The 26,906-nt window shown below is 42.2% G+C and carries 22 protein-coding genes, 3 tRNA genes and 3 pseudogenes; 27 read left to right on the top strand and 1 reads right to left on the bottom strand.

All coding sequences use genetic code 11. The features are described from left to right. Positions 1–114 precede the first annotated feature (114 nt). Entirely contained in the window at positions 115–462 is a 348-nt protein-coding gene (locus JEU20_RS01445; protein WP_198243315.1) for a phenylpyruvate tautomerase MIF-related protein, read from the top strand. 63 nt (positions 463–525) lie between these two features. Here JEU20_RS01445 and JEU20_RS01450 read toward each other — a convergent pair whose 3' ends face one another. Continuing rightward, the gene (locus JEU20_RS01450) at positions 526–1,050 is read right to left on the bottom strand and encodes a DUF2062 domain-containing protein (RefSeq protein ID WP_198245772.1); all 525 of its coding nucleotides are present in this window, start codon (positions 1,048–1,050) and stop codon (positions 526–528) included. Positions 1,051–1,170: 120 nt separating this feature from the next. On the opposite strand from JEU20_RS01450, the gene JEU20_RS01455 reads away from it, so the two are divergent. The 26 genes and pseudogenes from JEU20_RS01455 (at position 1,171) to JEU20_RS01570 (ending at position 26,878) form a co-directional block, all read left to right on the top strand. Beyond that, a complete protein-coding gene (locus JEU20_RS01455; protein ID WP_214657274.1) occupies positions 1,171–3,441 on the top strand; it encodes a DNA internalization-related competence protein ComEC/Rec2 in 2,271 nt (756 codons plus the stop codon). Positions 3,442–3,522: 81 nt separating this feature from the next. Beyond that, a tRNA-Leu gene (locus JEU20_RS01460) sits at positions 3,523–3,607 on the top strand. 259 nt (positions 3,608–3,866) lie between these two features. After that, positions 3,867–5,165, top strand: coding sequence for a trigger factor (tig, locus tag JEU20_RS01465; RefSeq protein WP_198243319.1), 1,299 nt, complete (start codon positions 3,867–3,869; stop codon positions 5,163–5,165). A 15-nt stretch (positions 5,166–5,180) separates the two neighbouring features. Further along, complete coding sequence (clpP, locus tag JEU20_RS01470; protein ID WP_198243321.1) at positions 5,181–5,813, top strand: ATP-dependent Clp endopeptidase proteolytic subunit ClpP; 633 nt, start codon at positions 5,181–5,183, stop codon at positions 5,811–5,813. A 96-nt stretch (positions 5,814–5,909) separates the two neighbouring features. Beyond that, on the top strand, positions 5,910–7,181 hold the full coding sequence (gene clpX, locus JEU20_RS01475; protein WP_281066764.1) for an ATP-dependent Clp protease ATP-binding subunit ClpX: 1,272 nt from the start codon (positions 5,910–5,912) through the stop codon (positions 7,179–7,181). A 240-nt stretch (positions 7,182–7,421) separates the two neighbouring features. Beyond that, positions 7,422–9,827 carry an endopeptidase La gene (gene lon, locus JEU20_RS01480; RefSeq protein ID WP_198243323.1) on the top strand — a complete coding sequence of 802 codons (2,406 nt, stop codon included), beginning with the start codon at positions 7,422–7,424 and terminating at the stop codon, positions 9,825–9,827. A gap of 477 nt (positions 9,828–10,304) precedes the next feature. Next, a protein-coding gene (locus JEU20_RS01485; RefSeq protein ID WP_198243325.1) for an IS5 family transposase occupies positions 10,305–11,052 on the top strand; the annotation gives its coding sequence in 2 pieces (ribosomal slippage) (positions 10,305–10,867 and positions 10,866–11,052; 750 coding nt in all). Between the two features lie 184 nt (positions 11,053–11,236). Further along, positions 11,237–11,509, top strand: a complete 273-nt coding sequence (locus tag JEU20_RS01490; protein WP_198243327.1) for an HU family DNA-binding protein — start codon at positions 11,237–11,239, stop codon at positions 11,507–11,509. A 13-nt stretch (positions 11,510–11,522) separates the two neighbouring features. Next, positions 11,523–11,598: transfer RNA gene (locus tag JEU20_RS01495), tRNA-Val, on the top strand. A 7-nt stretch (positions 11,599–11,605) separates the two neighbouring features. Then, a tRNA-Asp gene (locus JEU20_RS01500) sits at positions 11,606–11,682 on the top strand. Between the two features lie 94 nt (positions 11,683–11,776). Next, positions 11,777–13,639, top strand: a complete 1,863-nt coding sequence (locus tag JEU20_RS01505) for a SurA N-terminal domain-containing protein (RefSeq protein WP_198243329.1) — start codon at positions 11,777–11,779, stop codon at positions 13,637–13,639. Between the two features lie 86 nt (positions 13,640–13,725). Then, a pseudogene (locus JEU20_RS15740) lies at positions 13,726–14,056 on the top strand (response regulator). Between the two features lie 58 nt (positions 14,057–14,114). Beyond that, positions 14,115–16,175 carry a chemotaxis protein CheA gene (locus JEU20_RS01510; RefSeq protein ID WP_245395052.1) on the top strand — a complete coding sequence of 687 codons (2,061 nt, stop codon included), beginning with the start codon at positions 14,115–14,117 and terminating at the stop codon, positions 16,173–16,175. Positions 16,176–16,201: 26 nt separating this feature from the next. After that, the gene (locus JEU20_RS01515) at positions 16,202–16,681 is read left to right on the top strand and encodes a chemotaxis protein CheW (protein ID WP_425356668.1); all 480 of its coding nucleotides are present in this window, start codon (positions 16,202–16,204) and stop codon (positions 16,679–16,681) included. A gap of 219 nt (positions 16,682–16,900) precedes the next feature. After that, a complete protein-coding gene (locus tag JEU20_RS01520; protein WP_198243333.1) occupies positions 16,901–17,323 on the top strand; it encodes a PAS domain-containing protein in 423 nt (140 codons plus the stop codon). A 44-nt stretch (positions 17,324–17,367) separates the two neighbouring features. Beyond that, positions 17,368–17,784 (top strand): helix-turn-helix domain-containing protein, encoded by a 417-nt coding sequence (locus tag JEU20_RS14875; protein ID WP_198245250.1) that lies wholly within the window; start codon positions 17,368–17,370, stop codon positions 17,782–17,784. A 128-nt stretch (positions 17,785–17,912) separates the two neighbouring features. Next, positions 17,913–18,391 (top strand): annotated as a pseudogene (locus JEU20_RS14880) (IS630 family transposase). A gap of 96 nt (positions 18,392–18,487) precedes the next feature. Continuing rightward, positions 18,488–21,184 (top strand): methyl-accepting chemotaxis protein, encoded by a 2,697-nt coding sequence (locus JEU20_RS01530; protein ID WP_245395053.1) that lies wholly within the window; start codon positions 18,488–18,490, stop codon positions 21,182–21,184. Positions 21,185–21,209: 25 nt separating this feature from the next. Continuing rightward, positions 21,210–21,686: a chemotaxis protein CheW gene (locus JEU20_RS01535; RefSeq protein ID WP_198243335.1), complete on the top strand. Its 477-nt coding sequence runs from the start codon at positions 21,210–21,212 to the stop codon at positions 21,684–21,686. A 38-nt stretch (positions 21,687–21,724) separates the two neighbouring features. After that, entirely contained in the window at positions 21,725–22,273 is a 549-nt protein-coding gene (locus JEU20_RS01540) for an STAS domain-containing protein (RefSeq protein WP_198243337.1), read from the top strand. A 58-nt stretch (positions 22,274–22,331) separates the two neighbouring features. Then, positions 22,332–23,171, top strand: a complete 840-nt coding sequence (locus tag JEU20_RS01545) for a CheR family methyltransferase (RefSeq protein ID WP_198243340.1) — start codon at positions 22,332–22,334, stop codon at positions 23,169–23,171. Between the two features lie 8 nt (positions 23,172–23,179). After that, on the top strand, positions 23,180–23,473 hold the full coding sequence (locus JEU20_RS01550) for a hypothetical protein (protein ID WP_198243342.1): 294 nt from the start codon (positions 23,180–23,182) through the stop codon (positions 23,471–23,473). 86 nt (positions 23,474–23,559) lie between these two features. Beyond that, positions 23,560–24,306, top strand: a pseudogene (locus JEU20_RS01555) (IS5 family transposase). A gap of 21 nt (positions 24,307–24,327) precedes the next feature. Further along, positions 24,328–24,666 (top strand): hypothetical protein, encoded by a 339-nt coding sequence (locus JEU20_RS01560; RefSeq protein ID WP_198243344.1) that lies wholly within the window; start codon positions 24,328–24,330, stop codon positions 24,664–24,666. Then, positions 24,667–25,704 (top strand): protein-glutamate methylesterase/protein-glutamine glutaminase, encoded by a 1,038-nt coding sequence (locus JEU20_RS01565; RefSeq protein ID WP_198243346.1) that lies wholly within the window; start codon positions 24,667–24,669, stop codon positions 25,702–25,704. It begins immediately after the preceding gene. A gap of 22 nt (positions 25,705–25,726) precedes the next feature. Then, positions 25,727–26,878, top strand: a complete 1,152-nt coding sequence (locus JEU20_RS01570; RefSeq protein WP_198243348.1) for a methyl-accepting chemotaxis protein — start codon at positions 25,727–25,729, stop codon at positions 26,876–26,878. Positions 26,879–26,906 lie beyond the last annotated feature (28 nt).

Here is a 26,906-nt window from a genome sequence, read left to right on the forward strand (position 1 = left end):
TGATTCCTTACACAAAAAAATGTGAAATCGCTTTTTGACGCCGATAGGCATGCTATGTTGATGTTTCAATTGTTGTTAAGTTGAACTTTTTTGAAATCAGAGCGAGGTATAACAATGCCATTTGTAAGTCTAGCAACCAATAAAACTGTAAGTAAGCAGCAAACCGGCCAATTGATGCAGCAGCTTTCTGCGCTGATGGCCGAAGAGACCGGAAAATCAGAATCCTATGTCATGGTTGAAATAAGTTCTGGAAAAGATATGCAATTTTCCGGGAAAACTGATCCATTAGCCTATCTAGAATGCAAAAGCATTGGTTTGACAGAGGCTCAGGCCAAATCATTATCAACGGCCATAACGCAATTATTAAATTCAGAGTTACAAATCCCCGCCGAACGCATTTATATTGAATTCAGTGCGTGCCATGGCGCTTTTTGGGGCTGGAATGGCGGCACCTTTGGGTAACCTTGATTTATTGAGGTCGCGTTGTCAGAACAGGTATTTATGTTTGACTACGCGACCAGGATGTCAAAGACTCGATGCATTTCTCGCTTTTCGTTTGCGCCATTTACTGATGATAATCAGGCGCCACAAAAAACGCATGCCAAAATAGCCAATAAACGCCGACAGGGTTCCCAGAATCAGACAACCTAATAAAAAAGGCCCACCGATATCGCCTAAACTTGCCAATACGCTTTCAACATCAAATGTCATATCGGCATCAGGCTTTTCTTGTCCTAATGAGAATAATCCAACGATATAAGCAAAATAAAACATGGGCGGCATCGTTAGCGGATTGGTGATCCAAACTAAAGCGACCGATATCGGCAAGTTAGCGCCTACAAACAAAGCCACTATGGCGGCGATAACCATTTGACCGGGGGTCGGGATCCAGGCAACAAACAGGCCAACAGCAAACGCCATGGCGACAGAACGACGATTGAGATGCCAGAGATTCGGTGTATGTAATCTTTCGCCTAAGAATTGCAGATTTTTATGCTGCTTTATTTTTTCAGGATCTGGAAAATGTTTTTTAATGAAATTTTTGGGCATGATCAACGATAGCATGATTTAAACCGGTTTTATTCTAACAGGTTTTAACGCGGTATCTCTATTGCGCAAACTTTTCATACGGGCTGTATGTTAATGATCAGAACATGAATTTGAAACGGGATGGCAACTAATATGCCCTGGTTTGCGCTATTTTTTCTTTTAGGTGACTTAGCCGTTCAGTATTTGAAGGCATTACCGGATACTGGTCAGCTCATTTGGATAGTGGTGTTAGCGCTGCTCTCGAGCATCATGAGAAGCTGGCGCATTCTGGCTTTTTGTTTGGGGTTTTGCTGGACGGCTATCTTTGCGCAATCGATATTGGATGACCGGCTTGATACACATCTCAACGGAAAAGTCGTCATTATTAAAGGTATCGTGGCCGATATTCCACATTACCAAACGCATAAAGTGCGTTTTGATTTCATACCTTTGGTCGAGGAATCACGGCTTCCCGCTAAAATCCGCCTGAATTGGTACTATCCGGATCAGCTGCTCAAGGCAGGGCAGGTTTGGCGATTGGCGGTAAAATTAAAAACGCCGCATGGTTATTTTAATCCCGGCGGCTTTGACTATGAAAAATGGCTATTTAGTCAGCGTATTGGTGCGACTGGATATGTTAAAAGCAACGTTCAGGCCGACTTGTTATCATCAGAATTGTATTCAATAAATGCGTGGCGGCAATACATGGCTGATCGGATCGATGGCTGGGTGACGCAGGGATTGGCGCGGGGAGTGATCAAAGCATTAGCGATTGGCGATCGTTCGGACTTGAACCCTGGGCAGTGGACGGTATTCAGGCGCACCGGTACAGCACATCTGATTGCAATCTCTGGCTTGCATATCGGCTTGATAGCGGGCGTGGTTTATTATTTGATTTGGCGTAGTCTATTGTGGGTTGGCCTTGTTTCGGTTTCGCCGCAGCGCATTGCGATTATAGCCTCATTGACTATTGCCTTGATTTACGCCGCACTGGCTGGTTTTTCGTTACCAACCCAACGGGCTTTGATCATGCTGTGTGTCATCATGCTTTCACTGTATTGGCAGCGGCATGTCAAAAAATCACAGATTTTGGCTGTTGCTCTGTTAAGCATTCTGTTGTTTGATCCTTTATCGGTTTTAAGCCCCGGCTTTTGGTTATCATTCCTGGTTGTCATCGTTATTTTAATTGCTTTATCCGGGGATTCAAAACGGCGTCATTATTGGGCCGAGGCAAGTAAGGTCCATGTCGTAACCGCTTTGGGGTTACTGCCAGTTTTAGCCTTATTTTTTAGTGGTTTTTCAATATTAGCACCGTTTGCTAATTTGGTTGCCGTACCGATTATTACTTTGCTGGTGGTACCACTGGTTTTTTGCGCGATGTTATCGATGTTTTTATTTCCAGTACTAGCAGGCGTGTTATTTACCCTGTTGGAGCATATATTAGCGATATGCTGGATTTTTTTGGAAAAACTGAGTGCGTTTAAATGGTCGATCTGGCAAACGATTAACATACCTGTCGATACTCTGATATTGGCCGGCGTAGGGGTATTTTTACTGATATTGCCGAAAGGTGTTCCAGGTCGTTATTTAGGTGTCTTGATGCTGCTTCCGGTATTTTTTCCACGCATCCAACACGTCCCGCCTGGCGAAATTCGACTGACTCTGCTGGATGTCGGGCAAGGCTTGTCTGTGGTAGTGGAAACAATGAATCATAGTCTGTTATTTGATGCCGGCGCCCGCTTTAGTGAAACATCAGATATGGGGCGCACTGTTGTTTTACCCTATTTACAGTATCGAGGCCTTAAACAGCTGGATACCGTTATTATCAGTCATGGTGATAATGATCATATTGGTGGCATTGATGCTGTTTTACAAGCAATGCCGTTTGGCGGCGTACTAAGTAGCGTACCTAAGAAGTTGAAACGCTATAAAGCACAACCCTGTCAAGCAGGGCAGCGATGGCAGTGGGATGAGGTAAGCTTCAAGCTGCTTTCGCCACCATCGGCTGCAATATTGAATGGGGAAAATAATCGATCCTGTGTGTTACAGATTAAAACCCGACAATTTCAGATTTTATTGCCCGGCGACATTGAACGTGCGGCAGAGCAATGGTTGCTGACATATTATCAGGCCGAATTACAGGCTGATGTGTTAATCGCTCCGCACCATGGGAGTAAAACTTCGTCTAGCGCATTGTTTTTAAAGGCATTGAATTTAGATTATGTGTTAATTCCAGCCGGTTATTTGAATCGTTATGGCTTTCCGCATCAAGCTGTCTTGCAGCGTTATCAGGATTTAAAAATCGATTGGTTAACAACAGGTAAAGCGGGTGCGGTTGTTGTCAAAACAAATGGCAAACGAATGAAAATCGAAGCTAGCCGCAAAAAGGCCGGGCATTATTGGTTAAACTGAACACATCAGGATGGAGCAAAAATGCTGCATTTTGTTGTCTTTATTAAAACAAATCATTATAATGCCAAATTCTTTGATTTCGCGAGCGTGGCGGAACTGGTAGACGCGCTGGATTTAGGTTCCAGTGGGGTAGCCCGTGAGAGTTCGAGTCTCTCCGCTCGCACCATTCTCCTTCTGTTGATGGGTTCAGATCCGTACCGGTCAACGGTTAAAGGACGTGAAAAACTTTAAAGTTCAAAAACGGCTTCTATCTTAAATATATAAACCATTGTTTTTCTTTAATCTGCATTTTATATCCAAATATGGCGTAGAGCTGAACCAGCAGCGTAGGACGTCTTTTAGATCTAATCAGATAACTTTCACGTTTCTTTAACGATAGATTTCCAGTTATTTCCCAACATTTGATTATTTGAGGTTAAAAAGCAATGCAAATTTCTGTCGAAAAGACATCAGAATTGAAGCGAAAAATGACAGTAACCATTCCTGAAGAGGCCATTCAGGAAAAGATGGAAGCACGTTTTAAAAAGTTAGCCAAAGAAGTCAAATTAGATGGATTTCGTCCAGGAAAAGTACCTGTCAAGGTCGTGAAAAAACAGTTTGCAGATCGTGTGCGCGGAGAAATTATCCAGGATTTAATTCAATCAAGTTATTACGATGCGTTGAAGCAAGAAGATTTAATTCCAGCAGGATTTCCGCAAATAGAGCCGACTAATGCCCAGGATGGTCTGGAATATACGGCAAAATTTGAAGTCTATCCTGAAGTTTCGCTTGATGCTGTTGCTGGCCTTGAAGTAACACGCTTAACGGCAACCGTTGAAGATGCAGATGTCGATCAAATGATTGAGAAGTTGCGGGAACAAAAAAAGGACTGGCAATCGGTTGAGCGGGAATCACAACAAGGCGACCGCATTACGATTCACTTTTCAGGTGAGTCCGAAGGGGAAAATTTCACCGATGGTAAAGTAGAGAATTACCCTGTGGAAATTGGCGCTGGCCAGATGATTCCAGGATTTGAAGATGAGCTAGTCGGTTTGAAAGCGGGCGACACCAAGTCTTTTGAAATCACCTTCCCTGAAGAATATGGCAATGACAAGCTGGCGGGCAAAACAGCAAAATTTGATATTGAAGTTGTCAAGGTTGAAGAATCTGTTGTTCCAGAAGTCGATGCGGAATTTATCAAAGCTTATGGCGTCGAAAGTGGCGATATGGACGAATTCCGTGCTGATGTCAAAGCGAATTTGGAGCGTGAGCTGGCGCAGGCTTTGAAAAATAAATTCAAAACAGCCATCATGGACGCCTTGTATGAAAAAGTTCAGATTACGCTGCCCGACGCCTTGATTGATCAAGAAATTGAAGAAATGAAAAAACCTTATGCGGCGAATGCTAAACAGCAAGGCCTGTCGGTCGAGGATTTGGATTTGCCACGCGATATGTTTGAAGAGCAAGCAAAACGCCGGGTTGCATTAGGTTTGATTTTAGGCGAAATTATCAGACAAAACGACATTAAAGTCGAAGATGACAGGGTTCGCGCTACTTTGGAAGAAATGGCAAGCAGCTATGAAAACCCAGAGCAAGTCATTAACTGGTATTACGAAAATCCAGAACGATTGCAGGAAGTTCAGCAAATGGTTCTGGAAGATCAAACGGTCGACTGGTTGGCTAAGCAGGCGAATGTGGCTGAAGAAACCGTGCGCTTCGATGATGTAATGAATAAACAACAATAAGGTTAAAGGCAACGTATGTTTGATAAACAAAATGGATTGAATGATAACCTGGCACCTCAGGCGGCGGGTGGACTTGTCCCTATAGTCATTGAACAAACCGCCCGGGGAGAGCGCTCTTTCGATATCTATTCCAGATTACTGAAAGAACGGGTTATTTTTCTGGTCGGGCAGGTTGAAGATTATATGGCCAACCTCATCGTTGCCCAATTGTTGTTTTTAGAATCTGAAAACCCGGATAAAGACATCCATTTATATATCAATTCACCCGGTGGATCGGTGACTGCAGGGATGGCGATTTATGACACCATGCAGTTTATTAAATGTGATGTCAGCACCATGGTGATTGGTCAGGCGGCCAGCATGGGAGCATTTTTGCTGGCTGGCGGAGCAAAAGGTAAGCGTTTTGGATTGCCAAACTCCCGAGTGATGATTCATCAACCACTGGGCGGTTTTCAGGGGCAGGCCAGTGACATCGATATCCATGCACGCGAAATATTGTCAATTCGTGATCGCCTGAATAAAATTCTGGCACACCATACGGGACAAAGCCTGGAGAAGATTCAACAAGATACTGATCGCGATAATTTTCTGAGTGCAGAGGATGCGGCAGAGTATGGTTTGATCGATAAAGTCTTGACAAATAGATAACGTCAACCCGTGCAGAAGATTGATTTTTTTGAAATTCAGGCTATGCTGTAGCCTTGATGTTGAGTAACCTTTTGGGGATGCAAAGAGGGCGTAAATATGAGTATAAGTAAAAGCAGCGATGGTGATGGTAAGCTGCTTTATTGTTCATTTTGTGGCAAAAGCCAGGATGAAGTCAGAAAGCTGATTGCAGGGCCGTCGGTTTATGTTTGCAATGAATGTGTCGATTTGTGTAATGACATTATCCGTGATGAACTGGCCGACAGCGAATCAGAAAATGCCCCGGATCGTTTGCCGAAACCCAAAGAGCTGAAGTCTGAGCTGGATAACTATGTTATCGGGCAGGAGCAGGCGAAGAAAATTTTGGCGGTTGCTGTCTATAATCACTATAAACGGTTACGTAGCAATACAACAAAAAATTCAATTGAACTGGCTAAAAGTAATATTTTGTTGATTGGGCCGACAGGTTCAGGCAAGACCTTGCTGGCTGAAACGCTAGCACGCTTGCTTGATGTTCCGTTTACCATTGCCGATGCGACGACGCTGACCGAAGCCGGTTATGTGGGTGAAGATGTTGAAAACATTATTCAGAAAATTCTGCAAAAATGTGATTACGATGTCGAAAAGGCTGAAACAGGCATCGTTTATATCGATGAAATCGACAAAATCACCCGCAAATCAGACAATCCCTCGATTACCCGTGATGTTTCAGGCGAAGGTGTTCAGCAAGCTTTATTAAAGCTGATTGAAGGAACTGTCGCTTCTATCCCGCCACAAGGTGGGCGCAAACATCCACAACAGGAATTTTTGCAGGTCAATACGGCGAATATTCTGTTTATTGTGGGAGGCGCCTTTGCAGGTCTGGACCAAGTGATTAAGGCACGATCTGAAAAAGGAGGCATTGGATTTGCCGCTGAGGTTAAATCGAAAGATGATAGTAAAAATGTTGGGGAACTTTTTGCCGAAGTTGAGGCCGAAGACTTAATTAAATATGGATTGATTCCAGAATTTGTGGGGCGTTTGCCGGTTGTGGCGACGCTAGAAGAGCTGGATGAAGAAGCGCTGATAAAAATATTGACTGAACCTAAAAATGCTTTGGTTAAACAATATCAGCATATGTTCGAAATGGAAGGCGTCGAGCTTGAATTTAGGCCAGAGGCTTTACAAGCGATCGCGCGAAAATCAATGGAGAGGAAAACTGGCGCCCGTGGATTGAGAACAATTGTTGAAAATGTGCTGCTGGATGTGATGTATGAACTGCCTTCAAGCACTAATATCAGTAAAGTGGTTATTGATGAAAATGTCATCGCCGGAAAATCAGAACCTATCCTGATTTATGAAAAAGAAGCCAGGAAACAAGCCTCTGAATAAACGCTTGAAATGTTGATTTGACGAAAAGGAGCTTTGCTGTCAGGCCTGGCTCCTTTTTTTTGCCACTTGAAATTAAGCTATCTATCCCTATATTTAGACTATGAACTCCGTTCGATGCACTGAATCCTGATATATTCCAAGTATTAAATACGCCGGATGGCCTTGTTATCCTTAATTCAAGAGCTATTAGAATGATCGAACGATGCAATGATGTACAAAATTCCTGAGTAGGAAAAAAAGATGAATGAAGTAAAAAGAGAAGAGAATATGATCCCGGTTTTACCTTTGCGGGATGTAGTGGTTTATCCGCATATGGTTATTCCATTATTTGTAGGCCGGGAAAAATCTATTGTTGCCCTTGATTTGGCAATGAAAGAAGACAAACCTATTTTATTGATTGCTCAGAAACAAGCTGATATTGATGATCCAAAATTTTCAGATCTCTACAGCACAGGTACTTTGGCTAATATATTGCAATTATTGAAATTGCCGGATGGCACCGTAAAAGTGCTGGTTGAAGGCAGCGAAAGATGCCGTATCAAAGAAGGCTTGGAGCTGGATGATCATATTGCAGCTGCAATTGAGCCGCTTGATGAGACGCAATCGGTTTCTAGCGCTGAAGCTGAAGTTTTGCAACGCACCGCAATTAACTCATTTGATCAATATGTCAAATTGAACAACAAAATTCCGCCCGAAGTCCTGAATTCCCTGGCAGGTATCGAGGATCTAGGTCGTTTGGCGGATACCATTGCGGCGCATATGGCGATGAAAGTGGAAGACAAGCAAAAAATCCTCGAAATGGAAGATGTCGTGAAACGTCTTGAAACATTGATCAGCCAGATGGAAAGCGAAGTAGATTTGCTGGAAATGGAAAAACGCATTCGTGGTCGCGTAAAAAAACAGATGGAAAAAAATCAGCGCGAATATTATCTGAACGAGCAGATGAAGGCGATTCAGAAAGAGCTGGGAGAAATGGATGACGCTGCGAATGAAATTGAAGAATTGGAAAAGAAAATTGCCTCTGCCGGCATGTCAAAAGAAGCGCGTGAAAAAGCCGAAGCGGAATTGAACAAGCTGAAAATGATGTCGCCGATGTCGGCTGAAGCGACTGTCGTACGTAACTATATTGACTGGATGGTCAGTGTGCCATGGAAAAAGAAAACCAAGGTGCGTCATGACTTGAAACTGGCCGAACAGGTGCTTGAAGAAGAGCATTATGGCTTGGAGCGAGTCAAAGAACGTATTCTGGAATATCTGGCGGTACAGCAACGGGTTAAACAGTTGAAAGGCCCGATTCTATGTCTAGTTGGACCTCCAGGTGTGGGAAAAACATCCTTAGGTAAATCCATTGCTCGGGCGACAAATCGTAAATATGTGCGAATGGCCTTAGGTGGTGTTCGTGATGAAGCCGAAATTCGAGGTCACAGAAGAACCTATATCGGCTCGATGCCAGGTAAGATTTTACAGAATCTGGCAAAAGTCAAAACCCGCAATCCTATGTTCTTGCTTGATGAAATCGACAAGATGGCCGCCGATTTTCGTGGTGATCCGGCTTCAGCCTTGCTGGAAGTGCTAGACCCTGAACAAAATCACACCTTTGCCGATCATTATCTGGAAGTGGATTTTGACTTGTCCGATGTCATGTTTGTGGCAACGGCAAATACCCTGAACATACCGCCGGCTTTAATGGATCGAATGGAAATTATTCGGTTGGCCGGGTATACCGAAGATGAAAAAATCAATATCGCCATGCGCTTTTTGATTCCAAAACAAATCAAAAACAATGGTCTTAAAGATTCGGAAATCGAGATTACCGAAGAAGCGGTGCGTGATATCATTCGGTATTACACACGTGAGGCGGGTGTCAGAGGATTGGAGCGTGAAATTTCCAAGATTTGCCGAAAAGTCGTTAAAAACCTGTTACTGAAGGAAAAGAAAGAAAAAGAGGTGATTACGGCCGAAAATCTGGATAAATATCTAGGCGTCAGACGCTTCAGTTATGGCGTTGCCGAAGATAAAGACCAGATTGGTCAAGTCACAGGACTGGCTTGGACAGAAGTCGGTGGCGAGCTGCTGACGATTGAAGCAGCACTGATGCCAGGTAAAGGAAAGACCCAGGCGACGGGTAAATTAGGCGATGTCATGAAGGAGTCTATCGAGGCGGCTATGACCGTGGTCAGGAGTCGGGCTCAAGTATTGGGTATTGACGCTGCCGTGTTTCAAGAAAACGATTTGCACATCCATGTACCGGAAGGTGCAACACCTAAGGATGGGCCTAGTGCGGGTATCGGTATGTGCACAGCTATCGTATCGGCCTTGACCAAGATACCGGTGCGGGCAAATGTTGCGATGACCGGCGAAATCACCTTGCGCGGTGAAGTGCTGCCGATTGGTGGCTTGAAAGAGAAGCTGCTTGCGGCACACAGAGGCGGAATCACGACAGTCTTGATCCCATCGGAGAATGAAAAAGACTTGGCTGAAATTCCGGAAAATATCAAGCAAACGCTGGATATTCGACCGGTTCATTGGATTGATGAAGTTTTAGACGTTGCGCTGCAACATATGCCATCGCCTAAAGCCAAAAAGTCAGCTAAGGCCGAAGCCAAAAAAGGCAAGGAAAAAACCCAGGCAATCATTGCCCATTAAGCTGAAAATTTCATCAGAATATGATACTGTAAACCCAGCACCTCATTCTGAAGGGCAAGGCTTTCTTAAGGAAATTTTTATTGCATCTCGTAATGGCAAGGCATTACGAGATGCTGGGTAAACAAACTGTTGAAATAATTGGTTAATCGAAACAAGAGGGGAGTATAGTGTCTATACTCCCTTTTTTATCGTCTTGACAGTACTAACTTCAGCGCTCAAGTGTTTTGTATTTTATCCCGCACACCTTAAAAATAAGGGGGTACAGCGTTATTGTCCTTGACATGGCTTTGTCCCAATTGATATAAATGTCGCTGATTTCGCTAAAAGTAGAACTCAAATCAGGTTAAGGTCATTTGACACTGCACAATACAAAAGTCTTTGTCCTTATTAGGGGCTGTTGCCGTTTTGAAAATCCCCCTTGAAATTCAATAACTCCGCCACATAGATTGTTTATTTTGACTCAAAAACAAGCAAACTATGCCGCGACAACTGCTTACGGATGAACTTTGGGAGAAACTGAAGATAATTATGTTGAAAATGGGAATTTATGACAAACCTTGTCTTCGAAAAACAGTCGAAGGTATTTTTTATCGCTTGCGAGTAGGTTGTCCCTGGAGAGATTTACCCACGGCTTTTGGTAATTGGAATGCGGTATATAAACGATTCAATGACTGGTCTCGTAAAGAAAAACTGATGGGTATTTTTAACGCCCTGGTTGTTGACCCAGACCTGGAATGGGAATTTATTGATGGGAGTATTGTGAAAGCACATCAGCATAGTAGTGGTGCGGCCTGTGAACAAGAAACAGCGATAGGGAAATCTGTCGCCGGGAACACCAGTAAAATTCATATGGCCGTTGATGCCTGTGGTCTTCCTATTCATTTCTCAGTGACAGGCGGCGAAGTTCATGACTGTAAAGAAGCACCGAAATTAGTTGCAGAGCTCCCAAAAGGTGACTATATAGTTGCTGACAGAGGCTATGACAGTGAAGCATTACGTCTTCAAATTAAAGACAAAGGGGCTGTTCCTGTTATCCCAAAAAAAGAATTCAACTCGGGGAAATGATGAAATGGATTGGTGTCTCTACAAATATCGCCATCTCGTTGAAAATGTGTTTGCAAGACTTAAGCATTTCAGAGCGATCGCCACGCGATATGACAAACTCAAACGAAATTTTGAAGGCTCTATCGCTCTGGCTTGCGCCTTTTTATGGTTACCTATGTGAAATGGCAACAGCCCCTAAAGGACTCAATCTGTATTCATGATTTCTGCGGATTTCTTGAATTTTAGTATTAAATTCGCTTCAGAGATGGGATTAAAGGCATTTTTGCAGTCTAGCCATTAACAACTTAACACTTCGGTGTAAAAACCCAGGCAGTAAATACACTAATTATCCTAAGGGGAAATAAATGAATAAATCGGAACTTATTGACGCAATTGCAGATTCAGCTGAATTAACTAAGGCGGATGCCGCGCGTGCTTTGGATGGTTTTATTGAAGCGGTCACAAATGCTTTAAAAAATAACGATTCAGTCGCATTGGTTGGATTTGGTACCTTTTCAGTCAAGGAGCGGGCCGAAAGAAAAGGTCGTAATCCGCAAACAGGTGAAGAGATTACAATTAAAGCTGCAAAAATTCCATCTTTTAAAGCTGGTAAATCTTTAAAAGATGCTGTAAACTAGCCGCTCTTAAGTCGGGTGCTTAGCTCAGCTGGGAGAGCATCGCCCTTACAAGGCGAGGGTCGGGGGTTCGATCCCCTCAGCACCCACCAGAACTTTGGAGCGGTAGTTCAGTTGGTTAGAATACCGGCCTGTCACGCCGGGGGTCGCGGGTTCGAGTCCCGTCCGCTCCGCCAGAACGAAACCCCGGACCTCACGGTTCGGGGTTTTTTTTTGGCTTTTACAGCGAAATATCGATCATTAACACAGGCTAGATTGTAGGATAAGCAGATGCTGACAAAGATAAGAGAAAAATCGCAAGGTGTATTTGCATGGGTCATTTTATTACTGATTTGTGTGCCTTTTGCGCTATGGGGAATTCAAAACTATCTTGGCGGAGGCAGTGAGCGCCCGGTCGTTACTGTCGGTGATAAGGAATTTTTTGAGCGCGATGTCAATAATGCGTATGCGCAATTTGCTCAGTCGCTTGGTGGCATGAATTTTGATGAAGCCCTGATCAAAAAACAAGCGCTTGAAAAGCTGATTAATGATGAAGTGTTGTGGCAATATGTACAGGAAAAAGGTTTGGTTATCACTAATCAAACGGCACGTGAATTTGTTCAAAATCTGGAATTTTTACAGACCGATGGCAAGTTTGATAAAACAAAATATAAATCATTATTGGCGACGCAGCGCATGACACCTGCTGAATTTACCGCTAGAATCAAAAAAGCTTTGGCCATGGAACAGATGCAAAAAACTGTGATCGAGAGTAGTTTTGCGACACAGGCAGATGCCGAGCGCTTCTTTGCCATTCAAAATCAAACACGTGATATTGAATATATTAACGTTCCTTTACCTGAGAATATTGCCATGCCGACAGATGATGAGGCATTGGCTTATTATGAGCAACATAAAGATCAGTTCCAAACCCCAGAAAAAGTTAAGATCGAGTATGTTGAATTAAGCCTGGATAAGCTAGCCAAACAAATCGATGTGACAGATGAGGAATTAAAAACCTACTATGAAGAACATAAGGCACAATATTCAACGCCTGCGCGTTATCGGATCAGTCATATTTTGTTTAAATTCAATAAAAACAAGTCTGAAGATAATGTCGCTTTAGAGCGTGCTTTAAAAGCAAAACAAGCTTTACAGCAAAAAAGCTTTGATGATCTGGCCGCTGAAATTTCCGATGATAAATTAACGGCTCCAAAAGGTGGAGACTTAGGCTATTTTTCTGAAGGGGTTATGGATAAAGCCTTTGAAGAAGCGGTTAAATCATTAAAACCAGGCGATGTTTCGGAACCGGTCAAGTCTGCTTTTGGCTATCATTTAATTAAATTGACCGAATTGACGCCAGCAAGAATCAAGTCGTTTGAAGACGTCAAAGATGAGGTGGCGGCCAGTTATCGAAAAGAGCGTGCTGAAAATCGCTTCTATGAGCTAGGTGAGCTAATGGCTGAAGTCAGCTATGAAAACCCGGATAATTTATTACCTATTGCAGAAGAAATCGGTGCAGAGATTAAGCAAACGGATTGGTTTACTCGTCAAGCAGGGCAAGGTATTGCCGAACAACCGGCTGTTCGCAGCGCGGCCTTCTCGGAAGATGTTTTGAAAGGCAATAATAGCGAGCCGATAGAGTTAGGTAATGACCGTTTAGTCGTTATGAGAGTATTGGAGCATCAGCCTGCACAGCCTGAGGGTTTTGATGCGGTGAAATCAACCATTAAGGCGCAATTGCAGAAAGATAAAGCCCGTAAAATGTCTGAAGAAACCGCACAACAAATCAGGCAGGCATTGTCACAAGGAATGACAATGGCTGAGGTAGCGGATAAATACAAGCTTGAACTTCATACCATTAGCGGACTTGAGCGTGCCAATGCTGAAGTAAGTCTGCCCATAAAACAGGTTGTTTTCAAGGCGGCAAAACCCTTACCTGGAAAACCAACTATTGTGATGACTACCGATGTGGATGGTTCACAGGTTGTTATCAGCTTGAATAAGGTGAATCCAGGAAAATTGACTGAAGACGATAAACTGAAGTTAAAACTCGCGGTTCGCAATATTGCTAAAGCCTATGGCGAAACCGAATTTAATGCATTTTTGAAAGCATTACGGGAACGGACAACAATCAAACAGCGCACGGACTAATTAAAGAGAGCCGTCTATCGATAAAAAGGGGGAGGCTTTTAGCTTCCCTTTTTTTGTGTTGTTGAAAATCGTGTAAATAAATCGTTATGAACTATACTTCGCACAGCTGGATTGAAAATAGTTGTTTTTTACGATTGATCAAGGAGATAAGTGTGGCAACTATTCTCGCTGTTGACGGAATGGATGCCTTGAATAAGGCTAAAAAAACAGAAATTTGATTGGGTGATAACGGATGTCATATGCCGAATATGGATGGCATCTGGTTTGTAAAGGAATTCAGAGCTTTAAATTCACCCCTTTATTGTTACTGACAACAGAATCGAGCAAGGAAAAAAGGCTACCAGTGCAACAGGCTGGATTATTAAACCGTTTAATCCTGAACAACTATTGAAAACAATCAACAAAGTTTTAATGTGAATGTGATCGTTGTATTGGAGCACGTTTTGCAAAAAGGTAGATTATGATACCTATAGATATGGCCCAATTTCATCAAGTTTTCTTTGAAGAAAGCTTGGAAGGATTGGATATCATGGAATCTGGGTTATTAAACCTGGATAAGGACAACATGGATGCTGAAACGATTAATACTATTTTTAGAGCAGCTCATTCCATAAAAGGAGGAAGTGGAACGCTTGGATTTACGGTGCTGTCGGATTTTACCCATCTGATGGAAACATTGTTAGATGAAATGCGTGATGGCCGCCGCCAAGTCAGTCATAAAGCTGTCAATGTCCTGTTAGGCGCAGTCGATTGTCTACGGGAAATGCTTGATGCTATCCAGCAAGGCCAGGTTATTGATAAACACGCCGTTGCGGAACATAAACAGCAGTTACAGCAAGAACTCAATACCTTGAATGTTTCCGAAATAACCGAACCCGTCACGGTTATCAACCACCCATTAGTGCCACAGAGCCAACTTGAATCTTCTTCAGCACAAGGCTGGAAAATTGATTTTACTCCCCATCGAGACATGTTTCGAACAGGCAATGATCCTGTCAGAATCTTACGCGAATTACAAGAACTTGGCGAACTCTCAATTGTATTGAATTTACAGGAACTTCCTGATGTTTATACGATGAATCCTGAAACATGCTATTTATCCTGGCAGCTTGAGCTTAAAGGCGCCATTGATAAAGCATTGATTGAAGATATTTTTGATTGGGTCGAAGATGAATGTGATTTATCAATCAATGCCTTACATCCCTCTTCGATCAGCGCGGAATTAGATACGCCGCTTCTTGATGAGAATAAAACAATTTTTTCCCCATACAGTCAGAAAGACACTAATACTACGACGACGGTTTCATCAGAACTATTTCCTCAAGAGCCTGAAAAAACGGTTGAAAAGAACATTAAAAGTTCAAGTTCCATTCGGGTGGAAACGGGAAAAATTGATGCCTTAGTCAACATGGTGGGGGAATTAGTCATTACGCAGTCCATGTTAAGCTTGATTGGTGAAAATTTTGACTTAAGCAAGTTAGATCAGCTTAAAAACGGCTTGGAACAATTGGAACGGCATACCCGCATATTGCAGGAGAATGTCATGAATATCAGGATGATGCCGATTAGTTTTGTGTTCAGCCGTTTTCCTCGCTTAGTGCACGACCTCAGCACAAAAATGGGCAAAAAAATTGAGCTTATCATGAAAGGAGAGCAAACTGAAGTCGATAAAACGGTCATTGAAATGATCGCTGACCCGCTTGTTCATTTAGTGCGAAACAGCTTAGATCATGGCATAGAAATACCCAAGCAAAGAATTGCCGCTGGCAAGCCCGCAACGGGAACGGTGATTCTCGAAGCCTATCACCGCGGTGGAAACATTGTGATTGAAGTCAAAGATGATGGTAAAGGGTTGGATAAAGATATTTTACGAGCCAAAGCGATTGAAAAAGGTTTAATCGACGAAGGTACCATTTTGACCGAGAAACAAACCTTTGAATTGATTTTTATGCCAGGGTTTTCTACGGCGGAAGCATTAAGCGATATTTCTGGCCGTGGTGTTGGTATGGATGTTGTGCGCAGAAATATTCAAAGTTTAGGCGGTAACATCGACATTCAATCGGAACTGGGTAAAGGTTCGACTATTTCTATTTATTTGCCCTTGACCTTGGCTATTTTAGACGGTCAATCCGTCGCGATTGGTAATGAATGTTATATCATCCCATTAAGCTCGATTTTTGAATCTATTTCTATATCCGAAGAGCAGGTGAATCGAATCGTTGAACAAGGCGAAACCTTTCGATTACGAGATGAATATATACCCATTGTGCGTATGCATGAGGTGTTTAATATTCCATCTGCTAAAGCCCGACATATCAGCGATGGAATAGTCGTGGTCGTTGAAGGGCAAGGTGTGAAATGCGGCTTGTTTGTCGATGATTTACTCGGCCAACAGCAAGTTGTCATTAAATCACTCGAGCAAAATTATCGCAAAATAGAAGGTATTTCGGGGGCAACCATTCTAGGTGATGGTTCAGTTGCTTTAATTCTGGATATTCCAGGATTGATTCGATTAGCTCAAAACAAAAATGCATGAACATAAAAAACGATCACACAAAGGCTGTGGAACAAGCCAAAGAAAGTGAAAAAGATCCAGCCTATCAGGCCCAGTTTTTAAGCTTCACTCTGGGCGATGAAAGTTACGCTGTCGATATTTTAAGCGTTCAGGAAATTCGAGGTTGGGAACCTGTTTCTCGGGTTCCGAATGTGCCGGTTTATGAAAAAGGCGTTATTAACCTGAGAGGTGCTATCGTTCCGATTATTGATTTACGGGAAAAATTTGGCATGCAACATCAGGGCTATTCAGCGTTGACGGTGGTTATCATATTGCAAATGGACCATCGAAGAACAGGTGTTGTGGTGGATGCTGTTTCAGATGTTCTAGATGTGGATGAACGAACAATACAGAAGACGCCAGATTTTGGTGCAGTAATCAGCACGGAATATATCACGGGTTTGATATCGGCGCATGACAAAATGGTGATGTTATTAGATGTAAAAAGATTGTTGCATTTAGAACCTTTGGAAAAAACAAATAGATAAAAGCTGTTTTGATGGACTGGATATCATGATAAACAGTTTTTGTAACTGCTCACCCGGTTGTGTTTTAGCCGGAGTAGGTCATTGATTTATCAGGACACGTGAATACATCCATGTAGTTCTGCATAACATCCCTGTTATGCAAGCCTGATAAATCAACAACCTACACCTGCTTTTTAGAGGGGGTGAGTAGATACCAGTTTTTGATTTTAGGAGTAGAACATGAAAGTAAATATGCCGGTAACTGATCGTGAAGTTATGATGAAAGAGGGGACGATTCTGGTTACTGAAACGGATCCTAAGGGAATTATTACAAAAGCGAATGAAGCCTTTATCGAAATCAGTGGGTTCAGTGAAAAAGAATTGATCGGTAGTAATCATAACCTTGTTCGTCATCCGGATATGCCGGCGGAAGTCTTTGCTGATTTATGGAAAACAATAAAAAAAGGTAATCCTTGGGTTGGCATTATAAAAAACCGAACCAAGAATGGCGATTATTATTGGGTGGAAGCTAATATAACGCCAATTTATAAAAATGGCCGTTTGGTTTCCTTTATGTCATGTCGTTATGCACCAACCCGGGAACAGATTCATGAGGCCGAAGCCCTGTATGACAAAATATACTCTTCGCAAATGAGAATTTAGCATAAAAAGATGACGTAATGGAGTGAAATATATAAAATAAGGCCATGTCGAATTACACCCTTCCAGAGACTGAATTAGCCGATTTGCGCGAAGCCCATGGTGAGCTTCGAGAAAAACGTGATGCAGACCGAGTTAAAGCCATCATTCTTTTAGGTTCAGGCTGGTCAGCAACAAACGTTGCCGAAGCACTTCTCATTGACCGCAATACAATCCGTACCTACTATCGAAAATATAAGAAAGGTGGTCTTGCTAAACTCCTACAAACTCAGCATGTTGGAAGTGCCAGTTTCTTATCGGTTTCAGAAGCGACCGAGTTGGATGAATATCTGCAGAAAAATCTTCACTTAACCGCTAAATCGGTTGCAGCTTACATTAAAGAGCGTTGGCAGGTTCGCTATAGTGAACGCGGTGTGACAGCCTTGCTGCATCGCTTGGGTTATGTCTATAAAAGCCCAAGCTGATACCCGGCAAAGCTAATGCAAAAGCCCAACTGGAGTTCCTTGAGAAATATCAACAACTAAAGGAAGACAAGCAGCCCGAAGACTTGATATTGTTCATGGATGGTGTTCATCCACAACATAATCCTGTAATGGCTTGTGGTTGGATTAAGCGTGGTGTGGAATTCACGATTCAGAGTAATACCGGGCGTCAACGTCTCAATGTCAACGGTGCAGTCAATATCGATTCTCTGGATACTGTCTGCCGCTTCTATGACACCATCAATGGCGAGGCAACGATTGATCTTTGTAAGGCGATTGAAGAACGTTACCCGAAGGCTGGGACTATTTACATCATTTGCGATAATGCACGCTACTACCGATCAAAGGCTGTCAGACAATTTCTTGAAATGTCGCGAATTGAATTAGTGTTTTACCGCCGTATGCGCCGAATCTTAATTTGATTGAACGGTACTGGCGATATTTCAAGAAAGAAATCTTATATGACCAGTATTATGAAACATTCAAAGAATTCAAAATAGCCTGCGAGACATTCTTTTCTGAGCCAGAAAAGCATGTCGACAATTTGCGCTCACTTTTAACTGAGAATTTTCAAATTATCGGTGCATGATGGTTTGCTCTATTTTCATGTGCGGAGAGTATAAAACGTAAACAAGCTTCTTTGGATGTCAATAATTGGAAAGAGGGGCTGAATATTTTTAAAAAAATGTCATTCACCCAAAAAATGCAATTAAGCAGTCTGTTTTTATTATTGACTGTAGCTGCTTTGATGGGTGTATTTTATTTAGAAAAACAAAGAGATATAACGTTTGTAATACATGAGAGGATTGGCTCTGACTATTTAAAACCCGTAAAGGATTTGCAGGTCAGCATCATGCAACACCGTGGATTGGATCTGTTATTGAAACTGAACGGCGATCTTGATGTTGTAAAAGATATCGTGGAAACAGAGGCCAAAATAGACCAGGCTATTTCAGCTATTGAGGCTATGGAACCGCATTATGGCGTTGCGTTCAAATCGACCCCATTATGGCAATCAATACAACAAGATTGGAACCTGTTGCTGGCGAACAAACAAAACCTGAATTCTGAGCAGAGTTTTAATCAGCATACGGCCTTAATTCGAAATATTCTGCATTTGATGGAAACTGTTGCCAACCAATCCAACCTGGTGTTGGATACTGAGATAGATAGTAATCATTTAATAAATTTGCAAGTTCATCAATTACCGGAATTGATGGCAGCTTTAGGCGCATTAAGAGACTATGGCATTAGTACGTTAAAAAAAGCCGAAATAAGCCGGCATGACGCCATTCAATTAGCGATTTTAATGCATGATGCCGAGCGTGTGCAGAGCATGGTCAAGAAGAATATAAAATCGATGGTGCCAGAAAGCTCGGAATTTTTGAAATATGAGCAACAGATTGAGCCTAAAATACAGCATTTTTTACAACAAGTTGCACATCTTCAACAGGATAAAAACGTTCAATTAACGGCTTCGGAAATATTTTCTGAAGGTAGTCAAATTATCAGTCACAGCAGTCTTTTGTATAACAAAGTCGCCGATAACCTGCATAGGCTGTTACAAAACAGAATTGATCAATTGCAGCATGGACTGTGGCTGATCTTTGGCATTGTATTGTTAGTCGTTGTACTGGCAGGAATGATGCTTTGGTGGTTGATCACCTATTTTCACCAAAATATGGATCGGATCAGCCGCGTATTTTATCAATTAACCGATGGCAAATTTCATAACACAATCGACTTTAGTGCGAATGATGAATTTGGTACTTTATTGAAAGCCCTGCAAGCAATGCAAGTCAAAATGAATGTTGATTTGGCCGCTACCCAGGATCAGGCCACCACCATGGGGCGCATTAAACAAGCGCTTGATAATGCGCAGTCTTGTGTCATGGTAACAAATAATAACTATGACATTATCTATATGAATAAAACGGTTTTGCAGTTATTTAAAGAAGCCGAAGCCGATATTCAAAAACAACTGCCAAACTTTGAGGCTGACGCTTTACTAGGTAGCAATATTGATGATTTCCATAAAAATCCATCACATCAACGCAGAATACTCGATAACTTAACGGATACGTTACATTCCACGTTAACGATTGGCGGCCACACTATGGATTTATCAGCGGCACCGATACTGGATGAAAATGGTAATCGAAAAGGCATTGTGGTGGAATGGCGTGATCGTAGTGAAGAAGTTCTGGTCGAAGAAGAAATTGCCGATATTATCGAAAGTGTAAAATCGGGACATCTGGACAAACGAATAGACATCAGCAATAAAGAGGGTTTTTTTGCCAAACTCGGTGCGAGCATCAATGAACTGGCCAACATTATTGAGCAGTCGTTTACCGATATAAATCAGACGATCCATAGTCTGGCACAGGGCGATTTAGATCATCGTATCGAAACTGAATATTCCGGCATTTATCTGGAGTGTAAAAACAATATCAACAGCACTGTAGATAAATTGAATGAAGTTGTGACAAAAATCAATGAGGCCGCCAGTTTTATCAGTCATTCTTCGCAGGAAATCGCCAGTGGTAATAATAACCTGTCACAACGGGCCGAGCAGCAAGCCGCTAATCTGGAACAAACAGCCTCCAGTATGGAGCAATTAACCAGCACCGTTAAAAATAATGCGGATAATGCTCAACAAGCCAACCAATTAGCTGAAGAAGCAAAAAATTTGGCCGAAAGTGGTGGCGAGGTCGTCAAGCAGGCGATTGCCGCCATGCAGGAAATCAATGAGAGCAGCAATAAAATTGCCGATATCATCAGTGTTATTGACGATATTGCCTTTCAGACCAATTTACTGGCACTGAACGCCTCGGTTGAAGCAGCGCGGGCGGGTGAACAAGGGCGTGGTTTTTCGGTGGTGGCGACCGAAGTCAGAAACCTAGCCCAGCGCAGTGCAAAAGCTGCACAGGAAAGTAAAGAATTGATTCAAGGCAGTGTGGAAAAAGTTCGCTCCGGCAGTGAATTTGTCTTTGAAACCGGTAATGCACTCAATGATATCGAGGCAGGCATTAAAAAAGTCGGAGATATTGTTTCTGAAATCGCGGCAGCCAGCGCCGAACAATCCATCGGGATCAGTCAGGTGAACCATGCAATTACTCAAATGGATGAAATTACGCAACAAAATGCCGCTTTGGCTGAAGAAGCTTCAGCAGCCAGCATGTCGATGCATGACCAATCCAAAGCAATGATGCGGTTATTGGCATTTTTTAAAATTGGCAGAATGACACAACATCAAGATGAGTTGACTGCTCGGCAACACAATAATGCCGCTGAAATCAGTTCTGCGCAAGCCGATAGAGGTAGTCCGGCTGTGCTAAGGCCTGATATTATCCAGCCGGATGATGAGTGGGAAGAGTTTTGATTTCAATAGCAACGGAATTTTAAAAATGACAACGGAAGATTCAAACCCTGTAACGGTTGAACAATTTCTTATATTCGAGCTTGCTGATGAGTTATACGCGATTGAAATTATTAAAGTACAGGAAATTCGTGGCTGGGGAGAACCTGTTCGAGAAATTCCCGATACACCTGCATTTGTCAAAGGTACGTTAAATTTACGGGGAGCTATCGTGCCAATTATTGATCTGAGCCAACGCTTTAAGTTAGCGCCGCAATCTTATACAGCCACAACAGTCATTATTATCGTTACGCTGGAAACAGGAAATGTTTTCGGCATAGTCGCCGATGTTGTTTCGGATGTCATCGTCATAAAAACGGAAGAAATCAAGGCGGTCGATGGCTTTGGTGCAAAAATTGATACCCGTTATATGCGGGGCATGTATGTTTCCGAAGAAAAAATGATTTTATTGCTAGATATCGATAAGCTACTGGCCCCAGATGAGTTAACCCGGCTTTGCCAGTAAGCTGAACCTTATGCCTCTACACGTTTAAGGATAAAAAAATGAGTGATGAATATCCAATACCTGATGATTTGGTCGAAAAGTTTGCCCAAGCGGAAAACTGGCAGGCTAATACCGAGCAGGAAGACGAGCGTATGGCGGCCACTATCGAGGAAGCGCCTAAAACCGAAATCGGTAATGCCAAAAATCAGAAAATTGCAGAGAGAATTGCTAACATTCTCAATACAAAAGAAGAAAAAGACACTCTTGCCACTAACCAAGAAGAGCGTGAATTTTCGGGATTAGAAACAGAGAAAACGTATTCGACCCCAAAAAAAATTGCTTTATCGCATAAGCAGACGATTGAAGATGTTACAACATTACGCCAGACAATATTAGCTGCGCTTGATCGGGACGCCGATATCGAAGTGGATGCATCTGCAGTCATGAGGATAGATACGGCGACCTTACAATTATTACTGGCCTGCAAGCAAACAGCTAATCAATCAGGTAAAGGATTCTTGATAAAATCCCCCTCAGAACGTTTTATCAATGCGATTGAATTATTAGGAATGAAGGAATTGCTTAATTTGGCGGACTCTTCTGAATAGACACCCCACATTTGAGTTCACTCCTAACTCGGCCTACCCTTTTTTGTCACTGACGGCAATGAATAAGATGGAAAAAGAGCGCGAATTTGAATATTCTCGGGAAGATTTTAATTTCCTCAGAAGCTTATCAAATAATTATTCAGGCATTATAGCGAATGACGATAAATTCGATATGTTTTATTCACGTTTGGCAAAGCGCCTAAGAGTTTTACAGTTCAAGACATTTAAGCAATATTGTCAATATCTTGAAAACAATCATGAGCAGGAATTCAGTGAATTCATCAATGCCATTACGACTAATTTAACCGCTTTTTTCCGGGAAAAACATCATTTCGATTATCTGAAAAAGGTGTTGATTCCTGAATTGATTGTAAAAAAACAGACCAATAAACAGATTAAAGTCTGGTCAGCAGGCTGCTCAACCGGTGAAGAAGCGTATTCGCTCGCCATTACCTTATTGGAAAATCTGCCTCAGGATTTTCAAATTAAAATTCTTGCGACCGATCTCGATACTCAAGTTCTAAATGTTGCGAAAAACGGTGAATATCCACTTGAGCGAAGCTCGGGGCTTTCTGAAGAAATGTTGAAAAAGTGGTTTAAAAAAGGTATCGGCAAAAATCAAGGAAAAATAAAAGCAAAATCCGAATTACAGCATGTTATTCGTTTTAAACAGCTCAATCTTATGCACGAGTGGCCCATGACCGGGCCATTTGACTTTATTTTTTGTCGTAATGTACTAATCTACTTTGATAGAGACACAAAACAAAAATTAATTCAGCGATATCAGAGTTTATTACCGATCGGAACACGGTTGTTTATTGGGCACTCAGAATCATTGCATCAGCTTGACACCGGATTTGATTTGATCGGTAACACTATATATCAACGCAACCGATAGGATTGGCCATGAATAACAGGGAGATTCCGCCACCATCAGTACCCGGTTTTGAGCATATCAGACGTTATTGGGATCAAGAAAATGATATTGTCGCAGCCAAACTACTCCCCGGCGACTTTTATGTGACACGTGAGAACGAAATGATTACGACGGTGCTAGGTTCTTGTATTTCAGCCTGTATCCGCGATATTGAAACGGGTGTAGGAGGTATGAATCATTTTATGCTGCCACAAACAGGGAGTGCTAAATTACCGATACAGACTGATCCAGTGATAAGCCAGGCTTTACGTTATGGTAACTAGGGGCTGTTGCCGTTTTGAAAATCCCCCTTGAAATTCAATAACTCCGCCACATAGATTGTTTATTTTGACTCAAAAACAAGCAAACTATGCCCCGACAAATGCTTACGGATGAACTTTGGGAGAAACTGAAGATAATTATGTTGAAAATGGGAATTTATGACAAACCTTGTCTTCGAAAAACAGTCGAAGGTATTTTTATCGCTTGCGAGTAGGTTGTCCCTGGAGAGATTTACCCACGGCTTTTGGTAATTGGAATGCGGTATATAAACGATTCAATGACTGGTCTCGTAAAGAAAAACTGATGGGTATTTTTAACGCCTTGGTTGTTGATCCAGACCTGGAATGGGAATTTATTGATGGGAGTATTGTGAAAGCACATCAGCATAGTAGTGGTGCGGCCTGTGAACAAGAAACAGCGATAGGGAAATCTGTCGCCGGGAACACCAGTAAAATTCATATGGCCGTTGATGCCTGTGGTCTTCCTATTCATTTCTCAGTGACAGGCGGCGAAGTTCATGACTGTAAAGAAGCACCGAAATTAGTTGCAGAGCTCCCAAAAGGTGACTATATAGTTGCTGACAGAGGCTATGACAGTGAAGCATTACGTCTTCAAATTAAAGACAAAGGGGCTGTTCCTGTTATCCCAAGAAAAAGAATTCAACTCGGGAAATGATGAAATGGATTGGTGTCTCTACAAATATCGCCATCTCGTTGAAAATGTGTTTGCAAGACTTAAGCATTTCAGAGCGATCGCCACGCGATATGACAAACTCAAACGAAATTTTGAAGGCTCTATCGCTCTGGCTTGCGCCTTTTTATGGTTACCTATGTGAAATGGCAACAGCCCCTATGCGATGGAATATTTAATCCATACGATTTTAAGTTATGGCGGCAAACGGAAAAATCTGGAAGTAAAATTGTTTGGTGGGAGCAAAATTATCGCCTCATTGGGCGATATAGGAGAAAAAAATATTCAATTCGTGCTGGATTGTATTGACGCCGAGGCCTTGCATTTGGTTGCTCAGGACTTGGGCGACATCTATCCACGCAAAATCAATTATTTTCCACTAACGGGGCGAGCCAGGGTCAGAAGGATTAAAAGTCTGCATGAAGACCAGATTGTGGTTCAGGAAACACAGTATCAAAAACGTATTAATAATGAGCCTGTTGAAGGCGATATAGAATTATTCTAAATGACAAGAAAAATAAAAGTATTGATTGTTGATGATTCAGCGCTTATTCGAACATTGCTGACGAAAATCTTAAATGCGTCAGCAGAAATAGAGGTCATCGGGACTGCACCGGATCCGCTGATTGCACGTGAAAAAATAAAAAAATTGAATCCGGATGTTTTAACCCTGGATATTGAAATGCCTAAAATGGATGGCCTGACCTTTCTTGAAAAATTAATGCGACTGCGCCCCATGCCGGTTATTATGATTTCAAGTCTCACTGAAAAGGGAGCGGTGTCAACATTAAAAGCCATGGAACTGGGCGCGGTTGATTTTGTTGCAAAACCGAAGACAGATTTATCAAATGCCCTTACAGCGTATGCGAGTGAAATCGTTGAAAAAATCAAAATGGCGGCTAACGCCCATGTCCAAGCTTACGAATCACTTCAAATTAAACAACAGCCATCGCAACCGAAATTTACAACTGTAAAAAAAACTGGAAAAATCATTGCTATAGGTTCCTCAACGGGGGGAACCGAAGCCATTAAAGAGATTGTTCGAGCATTGCCCGCGACAACACCGCCTATCGTTGTGTCACAACATTTACCTGCAGCTTTCAGTCTTTCTTTTGCAAAACATGTTGATGCAGTGACGGCAATGCATGCATGTATTGCTCAAGACCTTCAGCCGATTGAACCGGGCAATATTTATATTGCACCCGGGGATAAGCACCTGGAAGTTGTACGTCAGGGAACAGAATATCTTTGCCGACTGAATGACGAACCTGCAGTCAATCATCATAAACCGTCGGTGGAAGTCATGTTTAAATCCATCGCGAACAATGTAGGGCCTGCGGCCATCGGTATTATGCTGACTGGAATGGGGGCTGATGGCGCCCGTGCGATGAAATTGATGCGAGATAACGGGGCTTGTAATATTGTGCAGGATGAAAGCAGTAGCGTAGTTTGGGGAATGGCAGGGGAGGCCTATAAATTAGGGGCGGCTGAATATGTTATGTCACTGGATAAGATCGCCAGCCAGATTCTGGCATTAACGTGAAGGTTTTAGAAGGGATATAAAAATGTCTGAATTTGTACGGCAGAACTGGATACCCTTTGTCATGAGCTTGCTGGTTTGGCTTTTCGGATTTTGGCTGCCAGAAAAAATCGTTATTGGGTTGACCGTGCCTGTCTTGATTGGAATATGGCTGATTCATATCCTTTACATACAAAAAATGCAAAATACGTCTATTGATGCCTATGACAGCAATGACGATGTTCAGCAGAATATCGATAGTTATCTGCTTGATATAAAAGATTGTGTGACGCAGGAAGAAGTTTCTTTTCAGCAACAGTTGGAAAATTTGAGTACAGCGTTAATTGATGTTTTATCCGCCTCATCACAAAATTTCAAGGATTTACATGATTTGATCAAGACACAATCGGAAAAAATTCATGATTTAACCCGCGAAAAAAATACCGTCAAGGATGGCGGTAAATCAGAAATAACTGATTTTAAAGAGTTTGTTGGGAAAATTGATACGGTATTCGAATTTTTTGTTGACCATGCTCAAAAAATCAGTCATCAAAGTAGGGAGATGGTAGGATTGATTGACGAAATGAATACACGAATGGGTGAAATTGAAGATTTATTGGGGAGTTTGCAAGAAATAGCCGATCAAACTAACTTATTAGCCTTGAATGCGGCAATTGAGGCAGCTAGGGCGGGTGATGCCGGACGCGGATTTGCCGTTGTTGCCGATGAGGTCAGAACCTTATCTAAAAATTCGGATGACTTCAGCGAAAAAATCAAAAAAGTCGTGACTCATTCCAAGCAAAATATTTCTGCGGCCCAAACGATGATTCAGCAAATATCCACACAAGATATGAACGAAGCGATTGCATCCAAGCGCGATATCGATGTCGTAATAAAAACGATGCAGCAGAAAAATATGGCAATAACGGAGGCGTTAAAATCTCTGTCGGAAGTGACCGCACAAATTGAACGCAAGGTTGATGATACGATAGAGTGTCAGGGTTTTGAAGACATTGCACAGCAAATTATTCGGTTTTCATATGAGACGATAAAAAGCCTTAAGGCTTTGATGGATGAAATGCAGTTTAGCTTAAGTGTTTTTAAAAGTCAGGACGAAAAATACTGGGTTAAGGAGCTGAAACAAGGCCGCAGTCGCTTAAAAGATTTAAAAAATAAAGTGGTGCTTTCAAAAAAATAAATACGATATATCCATATAAATCATTTCC

This window comes from methane-oxidizing endosymbiont of Gigantopelta aegis, assembly GCF_016097405.1.
Taxonomy (GTDB): Bacteria; Pseudomonadota; Gammaproteobacteria; order Methylococcales; family Methylomonadaceae; genus Methylomarinum.